The organism is Amycolatopsis sp. WAC 01375 (assembly GCF_003947325.1).
GTDB lineage: Bacteria > Actinomycetota > Actinomycetes > Mycobacteriales > Pseudonocardiaceae > Amycolatopsis.
In genome coordinates, this window is record NZ_QHHW01000021.1 from 62,072 (window position 1) to 78,353 (window position 16,282).

At 67.4% G+C, this 16,282-nt stretch carries 16 protein-coding genes and 2 pseudogenes; 8 read left to right on the forward strand and 10 right to left on the reverse strand.

The features are described from left to right. Window positions 1-265: 265 nt before the first annotated feature. From DL991_RS10305 to DL991_RS43960, 3 genes and pseudogenes are all read right to left on the reverse strand, one after another. Entirely contained in the window at window positions 266-703 is a 438-nt protein-coding gene (locus DL991_RS10305; RefSeq protein ID WP_125783380.1) for an Lsr2 family protein, read from the reverse strand. Window positions 704-944: 241 nt separating this feature from the next. Further along, window positions 945-1,526: a hypothetical protein gene (locus DL991_RS43280; protein WP_233598773.1), complete on the reverse strand. Its 582-nt coding sequence runs from the start codon at window positions 1,524-1,526 to the stop codon at window positions 945-947. A 73-nt stretch (window positions 1,527-1,599) separates the two neighbouring features. Then, window positions 1,600-1,893: pseudogene (locus tag DL991_RS43960) on the reverse strand (transposase); the annotation flags it as partial. A gap of 494 nt (window positions 1,894-2,387) precedes the next feature. Between DL991_RS43960 and DL991_RS10315 the strand changes: the two are divergent. The 4 genes and pseudogenes from DL991_RS10315 to DL991_RS43965 all read left to right on the forward strand — a co-directional run. Next, complete coding sequence (locus tag DL991_RS10315; RefSeq protein ID WP_148106360.1) at window positions 2,388-3,635, forward strand: hypothetical protein; 1,248 nt, start codon at window positions 2,388-2,390, stop codon at window positions 3,633-3,635. Between the two features lie 646 nt (window positions 3,636-4,281). Then, the gene (locus DL991_RS10320; RefSeq protein ID WP_125783386.1) at window positions 4,282-5,625 is read left to right on the forward strand and encodes a hypothetical protein; all 1,344 of its coding nucleotides are present in this window, start codon (window positions 4,282-4,284) and stop codon (window positions 5,623-5,625) included. Window positions 5,626-5,724: 99 nt separating this feature from the next. Then, window positions 5,725-6,333, forward strand: a complete 609-nt coding sequence (locus DL991_RS10325; protein ID WP_125783388.1) for an SMI1/KNR4 family protein — start codon at window positions 5,725-5,727, stop codon at window positions 6,331-6,333. Between the two features lie 125 nt (window positions 6,334-6,458). Continuing rightward, window positions 6,459-6,665 (forward strand): annotated as a pseudogene (locus DL991_RS43965) (hypothetical protein); the annotation flags it as partial. Window positions 6,666-6,698: 33 nt separating this feature from the next. On the opposite strand, the gene DL991_RS10335 reads toward DL991_RS43965, so the two are convergent. Then, window positions 6,699-6,899, reverse strand: a complete 201-nt coding sequence (locus DL991_RS10335; RefSeq protein WP_125783389.1) for a hypothetical protein — start codon at window positions 6,897-6,899, stop codon at window positions 6,699-6,701. A 143-nt stretch (window positions 6,900-7,042) separates the two neighbouring features. Between DL991_RS10335 and DL991_RS10340 the strand changes: the two genes are divergently transcribed. After that, window positions 7,043-7,360, forward strand: coding sequence for a hypothetical protein (locus tag DL991_RS10340; RefSeq protein ID WP_125783391.1), 318 nt, complete (start codon window positions 7,043-7,045; stop codon window positions 7,358-7,360). Between the two features lie 150 nt (window positions 7,361-7,510). Here DL991_RS10340 and DL991_RS10345 read toward each other — a convergent pair whose 3' ends face one another. Continuing rightward, on the reverse strand, window positions 7,511-8,395 hold the full coding sequence (locus DL991_RS10345) for a phosphotransferase (protein ID WP_125783393.1): 885 nt from the start codon (window positions 8,393-8,395) through the stop codon (window positions 7,511-7,513). Next, entirely contained in the window at window positions 8,388-9,650 is a 1,263-nt protein-coding gene (locus DL991_RS10350; protein ID WP_125783395.1) for a hypothetical protein, read from the reverse strand. The genes DL991_RS10345 and DL991_RS10350 overlap by 8 nt, the downstream gene beginning before the upstream one ends. 276 nt (window positions 9,651-9,926) lie before the next feature. On the opposite strand from DL991_RS10350, the gene DL991_RS10355 reads away from it, so the two are divergent. After that, window positions 9,927-10,391 (forward strand): hypothetical protein, encoded by a 465-nt coding sequence (locus tag DL991_RS10355; RefSeq protein WP_125783397.1) that lies wholly within the window; start codon window positions 9,927-9,929, stop codon window positions 10,389-10,391. 1,464 nt (window positions 10,392-11,855) lie between these two features. Further along, window positions 11,856-12,170, forward strand: coding sequence for a hypothetical protein (locus DL991_RS10360; RefSeq protein ID WP_125783399.1), 315 nt, complete (start codon window positions 11,856-11,858; stop codon window positions 12,168-12,170). Between the two features lie 38 nt (window positions 12,171-12,208). On the opposite strand, the gene DL991_RS10365 is transcribed toward DL991_RS10360, so the two are convergent. Genes DL991_RS10365 through DL991_RS10375 form a run of 3 tightly spaced genes read right to left on the reverse strand, consistent with a single transcriptional unit; the run spans window position 12,209 to window position 14,195 of the window. After that, the gene (locus DL991_RS10365; protein WP_370306010.1) at window positions 12,209-12,892 is read right to left on the reverse strand and encodes a Scr1 family TA system antitoxin-like transcriptional regulator; all 684 of its coding nucleotides are present in this window, start codon (window positions 12,890-12,892) and stop codon (window positions 12,209-12,211) included. Continuing rightward, window positions 12,889-13,818: a hypothetical protein gene (locus DL991_RS10370; protein ID WP_158634408.1), complete on the reverse strand. Its 930-nt coding sequence runs from the start codon at window positions 13,816-13,818 to the stop codon at window positions 12,889-12,891. Before DL991_RS10370 ends, DL991_RS10365 begins: the two co-directional genes overlap by 4 nt. Next, the gene (locus DL991_RS10375) at window positions 13,815-14,195 is read right to left on the reverse strand and encodes a DUF3558 family protein (RefSeq protein WP_125783405.1); all 381 of its coding nucleotides are present in this window, start codon (window positions 14,193-14,195) and stop codon (window positions 13,815-13,817) included. Before DL991_RS10375 ends, DL991_RS10370 begins: the two co-directional genes overlap by 4 nt. Window positions 14,196-14,207: 12 nt before the next feature. Between DL991_RS10375 and DL991_RS10380 the strand changes: the two genes are divergently transcribed. Beyond that, window positions 14,208-14,477: a hypothetical protein gene (locus tag DL991_RS10380; RefSeq protein WP_125783407.1), complete on the forward strand. Its 270-nt coding sequence runs from the start codon at window positions 14,208-14,210 to the stop codon at window positions 14,475-14,477. A 79-nt stretch (window positions 14,478-14,556) separates the two neighbouring features. Here the strand turns inward: DL991_RS10380 and DL991_RS10385 are convergent, their stop codons facing one another. Further along, window positions 14,557-14,937 (reverse strand): hypothetical protein, encoded by a 381-nt coding sequence (locus DL991_RS10385; protein ID WP_125783409.1) that lies wholly within the window; start codon window positions 14,935-14,937, stop codon window positions 14,557-14,559. Window positions 14,938-16,282: the final 1,345 nt, after the last annotated feature.

Genomic DNA, 16,282 nt, shown 5'->3' on the forward strand with positions numbered 1-16,282 from the left:
GTATGCATCAGTTGGATTCTCGTCGTGCTCTTCATTCGCGATGCCCGCCTCGGCGAACCAGAATGCTGTTCCTCCAAGTTCGGATTCCGTGACGAGGCTGACGGGTACCAAGCGGAGCGGAACACACGACGTCCCATGCCTACAGGGATAACGCAACCTGCTTGGCAGAACTTGGCTCGACGAACACGGCAACGGCTCGGCACCTGCTCTGATCCGGCAACGTGCACATTGCGCATGTCGCCGGATCAGTGCGGCCGGCGGGCTGCTAGCTCTGAGCCTTCTTCTTCCGCGGTGCCCGCTTGCGAGCCGGCTTCGTCGGAGCTTCGTCCACCGGATCCGGTTCACCGTCTTCGGACGGCGCGGCGTCGAACGCTTCGTAGATGTCGTACGGGATTCGTCCGCGTTCAGCGATCGCGTACCCGTTCTCTGACGCCCAGGCACGGACCTGCTGGTTGCGCTCACGATCCGTCGACGTCGTCGCGCGGCCGCTCGCCGTAGGCTGGCCGGCCGCGACCCGTAGCTTCCGCCCACCGGTGCGGGTACCCGCCTTAACGAAACGCTCGAGCTCATCGCGCAGCGCCTGAGCGTTCTCGTCGGAGAGATCGATCTCGTACTGCACGCCGTCGAGCCCGAAGGGCACCGTCTGCGTCGCTTCACCGCCGTCGAGATCATCGATAATCTCGACACTAACCTTCTGCGCCATCCGTACAGCCTTTCATCAAGTCGATCAGCGCCCCTACGCGCCATGATCTTCCCCGGAGCCTAACCGCACAGTCACCAGGGTCGCGGTTTGACACACATTGTCGTGCCGGAACGCAATAGCAGTGAACGGGAAGTACTCCGTACCATCATCATGAGGTGGCTCGATGAACGTCAGCCCCGCACCGACTTCCTCTACGTCGTAGACACGGTGCCCAGAGTCAAGGTCCTGACCAGTCGCAACCTCAACCCAGGTACGTACAGCGTCGACCCTCTGCCGACACTTCGGCGAGCTGCTGGTCTGGAGTGAGCCACAGTCTGTCGCCGTAGCTTGGCCCTACGACGTCGATCACGCCGACGCGATGAATGACAGTGGCTGACAGGCCGGAGGGACTCAGGAATAAAACGCGCATTACTCCTCCCCCATACTGCCTGCTCGCCAGCCCGGACCGCATCCGGGAAACGACCGGTAGATCTCGGCGTGCGGGTGGGCGGTGAACGCGGTGTCGAGTTCCCTCCGCGAGGACGACGACGCGATCGCAGGCGGCGCTGAGCATGTCCAGCTCGGCGAGCACCAGCGTGCCCATCACGTCCTCGACCTCCCATGGCCGCCGAACCACTGGTTCGGCGAAGCACGCCTGCAGGTGCAGCGCCCGGTCCATCCGCAGTCGTGCCCGGCCCGCGTCGGTCAGGATCCGGCACAGCATGATGGCGTCCAACTTGCCGGCGCGGCGCGGTGTCGGTCCGGCGGCCAGGACCGCACGGGTTTCCGCACGCCGGAACCCGTGTGGCAGGTCCGCCCACGCGGTCAGCGCGGCCGGGTGCACGTCGCGCAGGAGGGATCACAGCCGGGGAGGCGCGGAAGTCGAGGTTGCGGCGGGACCGGGCGTGCCCGCGGGCCAGCACGCCGATTGACTTCGCCAGGGGCGAGTTGTCCGGCACCTGCCGGTGCAGGTGGCCGTCGACGCGCAGGATGTTCGCCAGCATCGCCGCGTCACCCTTGTCGGACTTGGCTTTCGCTGGTGACAGGCGGGTGCGATAGCGGGCGGCCATCGACGGATGAATCGGGTGCACCGGCTGGCCCGCGCGCATGAGCCCTTCGGCCAGCAGGCTGGACGCGGACTCGATCGCCACCGGCACGTGGCGGCGGGAATGGCGGCGACTGGTCGACAGGCCGGCCAGCAGCCGCAGCACGTCCCGTACACCCCGTCCGGAGTTTCCCTGACCCGTGCCCGGGTCACCACGGCACCGTCGCCGTCGACCACCGCGACATCGTTCAGGTTCTCCGACCAGTCGATCCCGGCCCAATACCTAGGCATACCGGCGTTCCCCGATCAGCCGCGAACGCGCGCTGCGACCAGCAGGGCGAACGATGAGCCGACTATCCGGCGACCCGCAAGGTCTGACCTTCCAGGTGTCAGCGCCATCAGATGGGCGGACGTCCCGGGGCTCCATACGGCGCCGCCCGAACACAGGGGCAGCTGGGGAAATCATGATGTCGTTCCTTCGCACGCAGACGAACTGGGCATGGCCTACCTGGCGCGTTCACACACATCGACGCGCCGTACAGCCCCACATGCGTGCGGAACAAGTTGATCACCGTGGCCGTAGCAAGTGGCCGAACCGGCGGATCGGGGCCTAGGCAGCACACCAGGACCTGTCGCAGGATGGCTGACGACGGAGCGACGATGTCCGGGGCGACGAAGCGACCAACGTGCCCGAGACGCACCACCAGGAAGGCCGCCATGCATACCAGCCGACCCGAGGCCGAAAACCGCCTTGTCCTCGTCACCGGCCTTGAGCGCTTCGCCGCGCCCCACCGGAGCTGGAGGGATCGGCTTTCCCTCCGCCAGGGCCTCTTCGACGTCCTGCGGCAGGCATTCGACGCCGCTGGCCTGTCCTCAGAGAACAATTACATCGAAGACAGAGGCGACGGGGCTCTCGTCGTTCTTCCCGCCGGGACACCACCTGCCGTCCTCGTCAACGTGGTACCCGAGGCCCTCACGGCCGCCCTGACCCGACGCAACGCCGTGCACCCACCCGAGCAGCGCATCGACCTGACAATCGCCTTACACGGCGGGCAGGTTGTCTTCGATGAGGACGGCGCGCACGGCGCGGTGGTCTTCGAGGCGTTCCGGCTATTGGATGCTCCGCGCCTGGAGGGCGTCACACGGGCCAGCTTCTCGAACGCGCCGATCCTGGTGATCTCCGAGTGGCTGTACGACGACGTGGTGCGCCGCAAGGCCGTCGACCCCGCCGGGTTCCGTCCCGTCGCCGTCCACGGGAAGGAGCACACGTCCCGAGGCTGGATCAGAGTGCCCCGGCAAGCCGCTCCGGACGAAGCCGCCTCCCGCACCGACCTACCGGTGACGATCTACCTCGCGAACGAACGTGTCCACGAACAGGTCGAGACGGCCGTCACGAACCTGCTCGCTCTGGCCGGCGCCGAGATCGTCGACAAGGACGAACCCGTCCTTGGATCGTGGTTTCGGCGCCTATGGGCCAAAGTCATCAGCTCACCGTCGGCACGGGACGCGGCGGTATCCGCCGCACACGCGCTCGACGCCCGCCTGGTCCTGACCCAGGACGCGACCATCACCTCCACCATGATGCAGAACCTGGGACCCGTCCTGACCGCCTTGCAGCCCACTCCCGACGCGGTACTGAGGATCGGCGCACTGCTGATCGTGAAGGTCGACAACGTGGTCGCCGTGCACCAGCTCACCGCGGCCCAGCAACTCACTCTCGACCATCAGCCACACCTGCTCACCTCCCCCAACGACATCCTTCGCGCACTCAACATCACCGCCCAGGACCGACAAGCCATCGAGACCACACCAGCGGCACCGGCCCTCCACGACCACCCGCATACCGGTCAGATCAGCGCCGCTCCTCACAACAGTGCATCCACCGATCCCGAGGCACCTACAAGCTGAGCGGCACTGCGGCGTCCACCTCGTGTCAAGCTGTCGGTCAGCGGGTCTAGGAAATGGCAGACGGAGAGTCGTGGCGGCCGCCACTGATCGTCGCTCGCAGACTGCCTGAGAGCGGTGTGAAAGTAGCCCACGACTACGAATACCTCCGTGACGCGTGCAGGTCGCCCGACACGTTCGCCAACACGCATTCGCGATAGCTGTTCAAAGTCTTTTGCGGAATGCGTCCGATCACCAGGCGCACACCGAGGACTTCCTTGCCCGCTCAAGGTTCCTTGAAGCAAATCGTCGTCGCTCACGCAGCATCGCCGTGTCAGCATTTTCCAGCTGAGAAACCCCTTTGAATCGGATTCCGTACCAGGGATTCTTCCTGTGGACCTCAGGTTGTTCGCACTCGACGTCTGCATATCGTGCCTTTTCGAAATGCCTGGAACTAGTGTCACTCGATCGGCGGTCGTCGAACAGACGTACGGTTCGACAGTCTTGAGTCCCGGCAGCCCATACGCGACTGCTGACTGGTGACACCTGGGGAGGATCAACGATTGTGATACGTCTCAGACATGCCTTTTTACTGTTGGCATCTGTCGTTGCGCTGTTGTTGGGTTCGGTGCCCGCACAGGCGGACGAGGCCGTGACATACCGATCGGAAATGTACGTCATCCGCGATCCGGCGCTGGTGCGGAATCCGGACATCGTACGGAAGACGCTGGAGCGTGACGGAAATCTGGACGCGCTCGGCATCCAGCCGAGTGCCGCGGCGGGTCAAGTGCCGCCGCGGGGGAACCCGCGGATCGCGGCGGCCGATCCGCCGTATGTGGTGGACAGTGCCCGGTTTCCTGCCGGACGCAAGCCGGAGGATCCGTATCAGTACATGACCCACGCGGACTGTCTGGATAAGGCCGGTACCGCTGGCCAGGATGCGGGGTGGATCAAGAACCGGTTCTCGTACTGCCAGATCGATCTGGTCTGGGCGGTGGACTTGAAGTGCGGACCGCGAGGTTGCCAGGTTATCGGCGCGATCGGCGCGACGAGTGTCGTGGTCGGCTACGGCAAGATCGGGCCTCACCCTGAGAACGCCACGCAACGTTTCGCCGACTTCCGGCTGGTGACCACCATCCTCTACACCCAGGGTGCGTTCTCCCAGCCCAACGCCACGATGCAGGCAACCATCAAATGCGCGGGCGAGTACAGGGTCGATTTCGGGATACCCAACGATCGCGCGTGCTACCCGGGCAAGTTCTCTACCCGCAAGGCGACCATCCCGGAATGGCGCGTCGACCCGAACTCCCACTTCGACCTGCTCTCCGATGGGTTCCAGCCGGGCGCGGAGTTCGGTGAGCAGCTGGCTCAAGGTGTGTTCAAGTTCGAGTACGAGTTCACCCCGAAACGCGACATCGACCTGACGTCGGTCAGCCCCGAGGGTGGGCTGCGGTTCGACAGCGCGTTCTACCTGCGGGACAAGCAGGGCAGCATCTTCGACCGCGCCGTGCCGGGCATGTCCTACGGCAAGAGCGACCCAGGGGTGGCCGGGCACGCCGTGCACATCGACGAGGCCCGCGCCAACCCCGACGCGACCGTGCCACCGAAGCAGGGCAAACGGCTCCTCGGCGGCTCGCCCGCACCTGGGGACACGCTGCACCGGCTGGCCAGCGCCCGCAGCGAGGATTCCAGAGCCCGCGCCGTCCGCAACCGCAGGGTGTCGACGAACTTCTGCGACACGGTGAAGATGCCGCCAAAACCGCCGACCGGAGGGCCCTTCGACTGTGACGAGTACGCCTTCGCGTCCAGCTACGAAGGCTCCGCACGGCACGAGTACGAAGGCCTCCAGTACGCGCTGGACTACACGGTACGGTGGGTCAACAGCGAGCAGAACCAGGAAGCAGGCCGGCGGCTGTTCGGCTGGCAGGAGAACGACCGCATCCTGGACCTGGGCAAGGACCCGGAGCTTGACCCGAACGATCAGGAACGATTCTTCATCCCGATCAATCCCTAGCCAGTACCGGGACTGACGGCAACCGTGGTGGCCCGCCGGGACGATCGCCTCCCAGCGGGGCCACCACACCCATCGACGATCGCAAGGGAGCGTGCGGGCGTGAACGGCGGCATCGACGCGGCCTGGGAGCGGATCACGGCCTGGCTGCACATCCATGCGCCAGTCACCGCCGCCACACTCCGGCCCCCGGCGCCCGCCGAGGACATCCACGCGACGCAGAAAGCGGTAGGGCAGGCGCTTCCCGGTGACCTGCTGCGGTGGTGGGGCCTGATGGACGGTGTCGACGACCAACGCGACTACCGCACCGCTTTCACCTTCCCAGAGGTACACATGCCACTACCGGTGGCACGTGTCCGGGAGGAATGGGCCAGCCTGAGCCGCTATCCCGACGAGGACTGCTGCCGCCCCGACGGACACCACCTACGCTCCGCCGGCGACGCCACCTTCGGATACTGCACCGCACTGATCCCCATCTGCCGCGGTGTCGACGGCGCCATCCTCGCCCTCGACCTGCGCCCCGGCAACCACCACGGCTGCGTGATGGACTGGATGGCACAAGCAGGCGCCCACCGCACCCCCTGGGCCAGCATCGCCGCGATGCTGACCGACACCGCCGGACGCCTCGATCGCCACCGCGCCGCCGCCGAGTCCCAGACTGGCCCAGGAGCGCCGGCCATCCGCGACGACGGAGCATTGACCTGGACGTAATCCCCCAGCCGCTGAACGATTTCTCGCCGAGTGTGGCGGCCTGCGGGTCAACCGCAGCGAGGGTGGCATCTCGCGCACGCGAGAGCCCCTCGAGCTGAACCCCTGGAGACGTCGAGTCAGAGACGGACAGATTCGGCGGCTGGGGTGTCCATCTCGGCAGTAACCTCTTCCCGATCGGCGAACTCGGTCGCGGCCGCTACTTCCTGGGAATCGCGGAGTCAGGTGAGAGTGTCCTCGTTGAACTCTGGGCGGCGAGCGACGGAACCGGTGATAGCGCTCTGGGAACCCTCAGTTTTGGTGTCGCACCACAGGTCATTGCGGAATCACCATGACGGAGTCGGGGTATGACGTAGTGCCGCCCGTGGCTAGATGCGCACTGCGGCGAGGGTTTTGTCGTCGTGGCGTTTCGCGCGCGGCAGCGCCCGCGCGACGGGATCGGCGTCGTCTTCCCAGGTATGGCAGCGGCTCAGGATGTCGTGCAGATCTGCCGCCGTCATCGCGCTGATGGTAGGCCAGTCGGTGATGCCCAGGTGCTGCATGGGTGTGTAGGCGCCGTCGGTCGCCACGATCGCCCACGGGATCTGCTCGACGGGGATGGTGGCGCGGATGGCCTGGTAGGCGGCGGCCGGGTCGGTTTCGGCGATCCAGTAGCCGCCGGGCCGGTTGCGGCGTGCCGCTTGCTTCCGCTGGAGTGTGACCAGCGTCCGCGGTGGGTGTCGTCGAATCCCGTGCCGTCGGCGAGGCGCTGCTTGTACTGGCGACGTTCGGGAATGTCGAGGTGATCGAGGCGTGGATCGGTGATCGTCCGGCCGGGCAGCACCACCAGGTTGTCGCCGAGCGTGAGCACGTCGACGTGCTCGTCGCGGCGGCGCAGGATGGTCACCGTGCTGGACGGGGACCTACCAGCGGTCAGGTTCAGCTGGATCGTGGTGGCGGTGATTGCGTCGGCGAGCGCCCCGGCAAGGTCGATGTCGGCGTCGCGGTCGAGGTGGTGGTGGTGCAAATGCCTGCCAGAGTGTCGGCATAAATGGAGGGGCTGACTGGGACGGCGGCGTGGGCGCTGGCGCCATCGAGCACGATGACGGCGTCCCGGGTGGTGAAGACCTTGTCGTCGCTGTCATGGAGCGGCGGGTTTTGGGCGATGCTGACGTGGACGGCGTTCATCGTTGCTGTCGGGTCATGCGGCGCGCCAGGAGGAGTTGTCTCGTCGGCGCAGGGACGCGATTCGGATGTCGAGTTCGCTCACAGCGTTGGTGTCGCCGTGCTGGGCGTGGCGGATGAAGGAGCCGAGGGTGTGCAGGTCCCGGAGGCCGGTGAGCGTGGCGAGGCCGGGCCAGTCGCGGGGGTCGTGGCCGTAGGCGGTGGTGAAGGCGTCGAGTTCGGTGGTGCTGCGTCCGAATCGGATGCCGCCTTGCAGGGTGGGTGCGAGGTCGAGTTCGCGGGGGCCGAAGGCGGGTTCGTCCCAGTCGCCGAGGAGCGGTGTGTCACCGTCCCAGAGGGTGTTGCCGGGGTAGGCGTCGCCGTGGAGCATGCCGGTGCCGAGGGGGAAGTCGAGTTCGGAGTACTCGGTGAGCAGACGGTGGCGTTCGGCCACCAGCCACGTTTTGTCGTCGTCGGGCAAGGTGTTCGAGGAGGTCACGAGGTCGGCGAAGTGCCGCAGCGGCGCGGCCGCGGGCAGGTCGATGGGCGGTGATGGCAGGGCGTGCAGCCGCCGGAGCAGCGCGCCGAGGTGCCGGGCGCCGGGCAGGCCCCGCTGGGTTTGGTCGTAGTGCTTCCAGAAGGTGACGACGAAGGCGCCGGCGTCGATCGGCTGGCTGATCTCGGCTGGTTCGGTGCACGGGAAGTCGTGGGCGCGTAGCCAGCGGGTCAGGTGGATAGCGCGCTCCGCGCGGGCACGGGCGGCGCGCGGGGCGACCTTGGCGATCACTTCCTGATCGGGGCCGGGGCGGGGGATGCGGTAGACGGTGGTGGCGTGCCGCCGCAGCAGGACCGCGTCACCGGGGTCGAGGCCCGCTTCGCGGCAGGCGAGGACCAGGGCGGCGGTGTCCGGGAGATCAGGCACGAGCCGATGGTAGTGCTCGTGGCGCCTGCCGGGCCGCAGTCAGGTAGCCGGTGAGGCGGTCGGTGAGCTCGGCGGCGTCGCGGTGACGACGTCCGGCGAGGGCGTGTGCGTCCGCGCGCAGGCCCCCGATGGCGGTGTCGATCTGCCGGATCCGGAGCTGGTCGTCCAGGGTGAGGACGGGCTCTGCGGCTGCGAGAGCGCCGGTGACGTCGCCCTGGCCGAGCCGGGCGCGGGTCACGTCCAGCCGGGACAGTGCCTCGTCACCGTACGAGCGGTCTTCCAGGGGGCCGGTCTCGTAGCCGTCGATCGCGGTCACGGAGTGGCGTTCGGCGAGGTCATAGTCGCCGAGCAGCGTCAGGGCCCCGCCCTGGTAGTAGGTCAGCTTCGTCACCGGGAAACTGAGCAGCCCGCCGAAGTCGACGACGTCGTCACGGGCTGCGGGTGTCGGGTCCAGGTCGCCGAGCCGGGCGAGTGCGTCGCGCGCGGCCGGGGCGTCCCCGGCTCGCGCGGCCGACCTGGCGATGATCGCCAGCAGCCGCTGGTGCGATTGCGCGCTGACCGGGTACAGGAGTCCTTCTCGGGCCCGTGAGGCGGCCTCCCCGGGCCGCGAGGACCACTCGAGCATCAGTGCCGCGGAGCCCAGCGTCCAGGCCCGCAGCGCGTCACTGCCCGCGACGTTCGCGAAGGTGCTCGCCGACCGCAGCTGCTGCAGCGCCGCTTTCTGGTCGCCCGCGTTCTGGCTCGCGTGCGCGAGGAGCAGACACAGCACTCCGGACAGGACAGTCGCTTCCTGCGCGCTGCGCGGCCGGTGCGCGGTCTGGGTGATGGCCGCCAGGGTCTTCTGCGCGTCGCGAAGGTCGTCGACCACCGTGGACAGTGGCGTGTGGACATAGGCGACGGCGATCCTGCACAGCTCGTCGCGCAGGTAGCTCAGCTGTTCGTCGCTGGAGGCCAGCTGGGCGGCCTCGTCGGCCAGCGTCATCGACAGCTTCGCTCCGTCCCGGATCTGCCCGCCGAGGTCGAGCCGCTCGGGGTCGCCGGCCGGGTCGCCGGTTCCGGCTGCCACCGTGGCCCAGAACCGGTTCCGAACCTCGCCGGAAGCCTGGTCCAGCGCGACGGTCAGCAACTCCTGCGCCTCCCTGCCCGGGGTGACCGACGATCCAGGTGCGCTCCAGTGGTTGACGGTACTGGGGCTCAGCCCAAGATGCTCGGCAAAAGACACCAGGTTCAGGTTCAGCGCCGATTTCAGAGCCATCGCCGATTGCGCCGTCCACCGGAAATTCATTGTCCCCGCCCTCCCTATCCCGCTCCACTGTGCCGTCCAGCATCGTGGACTGCAATAGCGCTGCAACGCGAATTGCAGCGCGCTGCAAGTGGCTGCAACACGACGGGGTTCCGCGACAGGCACCGGCGAGGCACGCTCACAGCACGGCAGAGACACCGGGCACGCACCGGCTATCTGCCCGGCACCAACGGATTACGGCCGCCTCCGGCCTCCGATCCGGAAATAGACGACAACGCGAGGAACAGCGTGACCTCCGACAGCACTGACACCTGCCTCATGGTGGCCATTATTCATCAGGATGACGTCCTGCAATGCACCCTGACACCGCCATTCCAGGAACCGGAATGGCAATTGCCCTCGGTCCCCCACGTACCGCAAGGTTCGATCGAGCACGCCGCCACGTGGCTTCTGTCGGATTGGGGTTTCCCCCGCACCCCGGTGCACCACCTCGGGGCCACCAGCCAGACAGCGCACGGAGTCGTGCAGGCAGGGACGCTGGTGATGGCCACCGTCGCCACCCGCACGGATCTGCGCATGCGGGCCCCGGAGGTCCGCGGGGTGCGGTGGCGTCACCTGCGCGACAGCTCCCCCGGCTCGCGAAGCGCCGTCGACCGGATCCTCGACACCCTCCCCCTCGCAGCCGAGGAACGACCGGTCGCACCAGCAACCGCCCAACCCTCCCTCTACTCAACGCCGGAAACGAGCGGGTGAGATCCCGGCTCGCCCACGGCGCCGTGGGCGACCTCCCGACCCCGATAGTCACCACGACCAGGTGCTCCGCGCCGTACTCGCCGTGACCAGCTCGCTGCCCCGTGACAGCCCCCGCCGCCGGGCAGCGCAGGCGGCCGCCGCTGTCCGGCGCGTTCCCGCCCCGGCGCGGAGCACCCACCCCCATGCCCTTCTCCATCACGGTCCTTCGAGGAGCTGATCTCTGTGCCACACCAGACCGCTGTCCCACCCGCTGATTCCGTGCTCGTCGTCGAGCCCGGTGTGCCCTTCGCTGTCGGAGGTCATTGCTGCGACACCTGGGCCTGGGAGCGGGCCGCGTACCAATGTGGCCACGGGTTCGTCATGTGGCGATCGCAGGTCCTCGATGCCCGCCGCGCCGCATCAGGCCAGGACGATCCCCGATGATCACGACACCGCCGTCCCGGACCGCTCCCTTCACGGACCGGGACCGGGACCGGGACCGGACCCTTCGGGTCCACCGCACCATCCTCGAACCCGACGTCCCGCACCTTCACGCCCTGCCGAGCCGATAAGCCGCCGTGCCATGCACCCGGATCCCGCCCGCTGCGGCGACTGCGCCCGCGACCAGCACACCTGGGGGCCAGCGGACACCGAACCGGAGCGCGACGTCACCGCCTGGACCGTGCGCCTGACCCGACGACACTGCGTCTGCCGCTGTCACTGCCGGAAAAGCGAAACAACCGTCGCCGCCCGCGCCCGCCACAGTGACCCGCCGACCGCCTACCTGCCGCTGGCTGGATATCTGGACCTCGCCCGGGAGAGCGTACTGATGCTGGCCCCCACGGTTCCCCGGCACAGACTGCCCGCGGTCGCCGTGCTCGCCGCCGACCTGCTCCCCCACCGCCCGCCGCCCTTGCAGCTTGCACGGCCAGCGGCCCCGTTCGCCACCGCACGACCGGTATACCGCCCGCTGCCGATCCCCGACCACACCGTCATGGAACGCGTACTCAAGAAGCTTCGCCAGCTGCCCACGAAAGGCCCCAAACACGTGCCCCCAACCAGCCCAGAACCCGGCCCGCCCTCGTGAGCCCGACCAGAACCGCTCCGGCCCTGCCGTGGATCGGCACTCTCGTCACGGCCGTCATCGACGGGCACACGATCACCGGCAAAGTCCCGCCCTACCAGTACTCCAGGCTCTCCCAAACGACCTTTCCCGTCGCTTTCGGAGCACGGTGGCGCACCATGACCACCGCCACGGTCACCGAGCTTCCCCACCAGCCACCAGGCCGCCGGGAACCCGACCGGATCGGAGAATGCGCCCCCACCGCAGTGACGGGCTGCGATCTTCCGGTCAACACGGCAGCAGACCCGCATGACTGCGAGACGGTCGTTCCCGCGCAACGCTCCACCACCGTAGATACGCACCCGGCAGTGCCGTTGTGTCCGATGCCGGCGACGACATCGGCATCCACGTAAGGAGAACTCGTGACCTACGTCCTCACGCAGGCGTTCACCGACGAGGTGACGACACGTCTCGACAGCTACGACCGCGCCGCACTCCAGGCCGACTCCGCCTCCCTGCAACAACTGGCTCAGGGAGTTCCGATTCTGACCGGCGCGCTGCGCGCGCTGCTGGACCAACACCAGATCGACACCAACGGCGACTGCGCAGCATGTCCTCGCCCGCAGTGGCGCCGCCGAGCCCGGTGCCAGCTCCCGCGCGAACTCAGCGTCCTGCTCACAGACCTGAGCAACATCGATCACGCCACCGGCCGACACGCACTGCGCCCCACCAGCTAAGCGCCGGCAGCAGTGACGCCCCGGGCGACGAACCTGTCTCACCCTCGGACGGTGCGCATCGGCGTACCCGGCCGGTCACCGGATACCGTGGCGGCCGCCGTCTGGCGTGCTGGGAGCGTCTCGGCGATCCGGACGAGACTGGCGTCCTCGCTCACGCTGTCGCGGCGCAGTGCGGCGAATATCGTCAGGTACACCTCGATGTGCTCCGGATCCCGGACGATCAGAAGCCCGCTCGGTCCCAGCGTCTCGACAAAGGCCGTATGCCGCCCGTCCGCTCCGGTGGTGACCGTGAACCGGCCAGCCGGCCACGGCAGCGCGGGCGCGGTCAACGGATGGAGCAGGACGCTGACATGTCGGTCGCACGCGTCATCACGAAGACTTCTCAACTGCTCCGCCGCGGTGTCCGGATCAGGGTTGCGCGCCTCGAACCTCGTCAGCGTCTCCTCGCCCACCACGAACACCAGGCGTGGCGGCGAAGCCCGTTTCAGGACAGCGCGACGACGGGGTGACAGTTCCGCGCCCACCGCGGCGAGTGCCGGTTGATAACCGGCACGCCATTCCCACATGAGCCGGGCGACCGTCGGTGTCATCAGCATTTCAGGCAGGTTCGGCCCGCTGTAGCAGCGGATCGTCACCGCAGCCTCCTCTGCGACGCAACGGGCCAATGCGGGGGCACGGACGCTGTCAAGTCTGTCCACAGTGGTATGTCGTCTTCCGTTCACGTCTTAAGTCCGGTCTCAGTACAGAGGTGTCCAGCCGCTGTGCGTCCGCGTGGACGCGTGTCACGACACGAAGTCACGGTCGCGGTCTCCCCGGCGAGAACGAGTTTGGTCCACGCCGATCGTTGGATGCCGGTCATCTCCTGCCACCTGACGCCGAAGTCCGCGGCGTCGTCCGGCCAGGACGTCGCGGGATCCAGCGCATGGACACATTTCCTGACCAGGAAGTCGCTGGGCGAGAGGAAACGGAAATCTCCGGACAGGTCGGCGACCGCCGCGTCGGCGACCAGTGACCCGATCCGCGACACCGGCGCCAGAACGGTGCGCAACCCGTCCCACGGCACAGTCCACCACTCGGGCTCCAGAGCCCGGATGATCCACGCCGCGGTCCGCAGCCGATCGCGGACCACGCCCAGACCGTGCACCTCCAACACGTCCGCCGAGAGCTCGAGAACGGTGGCAGGCCCGGGAAACAGCCACTCCCGGCCCAGGGGGCTGTCGTAGCCCCGCCCGAGTGCCTTGGAGGTGTCCCGGTAGACGGTGCGCGCGTCCTCGAGCGGCATGGTGCATCGGAAGATCGCGCCGAGAAGCGCCTCCCACAAGTCACCGGCACGGACCCGCGCCACCGGACCAGCCGCGAGGAGTTTCTGGCTCAACGTGGATCCCTGATTGACAAGTATGGCGGGGTCGATGACGTCGACCTCGGGTTCGCTGCCAGGCCGTCCGGCAACGAGGTCAAGGGCGATGTCGTGGCCACCGTCAGGGCGCGGCGCGGCGACGGCCAGCCACACCGCGCCCGATCCCCCACGCAGCAATCGCCGCCAGCGCCCCTCACCGTCGAACCACCACCCGACGTGGTCTGCCACCACCGTCGGCCGCCGCCCCGTCCGGTCGCGCCATACACCTCCAGATGACGCCCTCTCCGTCACCGGCCGGCTCCCTTCTTCAGCATGGCGACGACCAGCTCGGCGACCGGGCCGGTCGCCGCGCACACGTCGTGGGTGTCGCCGACGCGGCCGACCAGCGAAACCCCCACTGCGGCGTCGTCGGCCAGGCCGACCGTGACGGTGCAGTACCACTGCGGATCCTGTGTCGTGGCCACAGCCGGGTACCCACCCACCGTCAGCTCCCGCCACACCCGCCACACCCAGCCCTCGTCTGGGCCCGGGGACGGATAGATCGCGCTGAGGCCCTGCCGGTGTGTCGTCGCGAAGGCCACTCTGACCGTCCGCGCGGTCACCGGGTTCTCCCACAGGCAGGTCGGCCCGTTCGGTTCGGTGCGGTCGGATTTGCCGGTGGCCTCGATCCCCGGATCTGCATGACCTGGGCCGGAGCGAGGGCGCTTGTGCGCGGATGGCCGGACAGCACGGTGAGCGGCAGCGGGTCACGCACGGCGGGCGCTCCCGCATACGGCGGCACCTGGGTCGTCAGCCCGATCGTCCGGGTTGTCGTCGGCGACGGCGGCAGCGGGCTCACCGGGGCTGGACCGCATCCGGCCACGACTGCCGCGATCAGCAGCACCATGCTCGGCCGAGCGCGTGCGGCGCCTCGCGAAGCCGCGGACAAGGTCGCCGCCAGCTTATCGTGATCGTGAAACCGGGTCCGGCGGTTGCATCCCCCACGTTTCACGTTCGCTGTCGCGGTCCGTAACCGCAGCTCGGTGCCCGTCACGTCGTCTCCCCACTCATCGGCCGCCGCGTCAGCGCGGCAGCTTCCCGTTCTTTCCTTGCCTCACGCGCATGCCGCCGCAGCCACGACCACACTTTCGCCTCCGGCACGCCGACCAGAACCGCGATGTCGACCACGAGAACCTTGTGTGCCCGCCATTCCAGGACGGCCCACATCCGATCCGGCGACCGCTCGTAGCGCGGCATCCAGCGCACAAACACCGCCCTGTTCTCCCCCGGCCCGGACCAATCAGCATCCACGGCGTCGTCACCGGCCGACTCGATGACGGCCTCGCCGATCGTCGACCACTGCGCGGCCCGCGGGTTCACACTGCTGCGCTGCCACGGCATCCGCGCCATCACACCGTCGCGGCACGGCATCACCGAGCTCCCCTGCCGCCGTCGCCGTCGAGCCCGGTAGTACAACCCAACCCGGTAGGACGGCGACATGCCCGTCCCCTACCCACCGCCACTCTCACAGTGGAACTCGGCTATGCCAGTCGGCTTGCAGCAGGCGACTACGGGGACATGATCCGATAAGTTGTAGGTCATGAACCGGACCTGACCGGACCACACAAAACCTCTGCGCACACCGAATCCCCTCTACAAGCGCCAACGCCAGCCAACACACGGCGGACAAGCACCGTGACGTCCTTCCCAGTGCCGGGCTCGACCAGATCTCCGCTGTGCGACAGCACATCGCCCCTAACACTGACAACCTCAGTAACCGGCGCCCGCGCCACCAAGTCCGCCAAGCGTCTGACCTCGGTGCGGTGCGAACGGGCCTGCTTGTACGCCTCCGGATCCTGCTGAAAATCCTGCAACAAACGATCTGCCCGGACTGGAGACCACCAGATTCGAGGGCTTGGAGGCGTGGTGCTGTGATCGGAGGCGATCGGAAACCACGTCGTAGCCGCTTCAGAAAGCCTCTCCCAACAACAATGACAGTCCACAGGGGACCGTCGTGTGCGGAACCTTGGTACACCCCGACGGCCTTCGCAGACATGATCGGCGCGCAACGAAGCCGGCAGACACAGCGGAAGAAGGAGCTGGCTCTGGCTCCACACATCGAGATCAAGCGCATGAACGAGGCTTGAGTGAACCGCCGACACCCCAGCGAGATAGTAAATCCCTCCCACCTGCAAAGGAGGCACCCGACGCAACCATCCAATACCGGTCAGAGGTGGAGATCGCTGTTGTGGCATCAACACTCATACGCCGCTTGTTTTCTCCTCACTGGAGCGACATGTGCAATACAGCGGACAACTTTCACGACTCTTCCCTCACAAGACGACCTAGCCGCAGTCGGATACACGACGCCGCACCCGCATCGGTCAGGCTCGGCGGCGGCTCAACGAAATCCAGCTCCTTCAGGAACATGATCTTGCGCTTCGCCAACTGCCCCGACCAGGGCGCCCGCCCACGCGTAACCGGGCGCAAACCGGACGTTTGATGGCTATGACCAGCGACGATTCGTGCAGATGGTTAGCTGAGTGGACTTTGCGAAAGATTCCACGCCGAGACTGGTCACTGATCGTGAGCAAGCAGGCCGTACTCAGGAGAGCTGCCCCTCAGCGCTCGGTTTGACGTGAAAACCGTCGGCAACGGGGAGACCGGCACCTACAGGCCTCACACACTCGTTCTTCAGCGGCGCCTTGCCATAAACTCCGCATCAACCGCAGGCAGCCTCTCTTGGGCCAATAGGTATTCGTGGTGCACCAGCCCG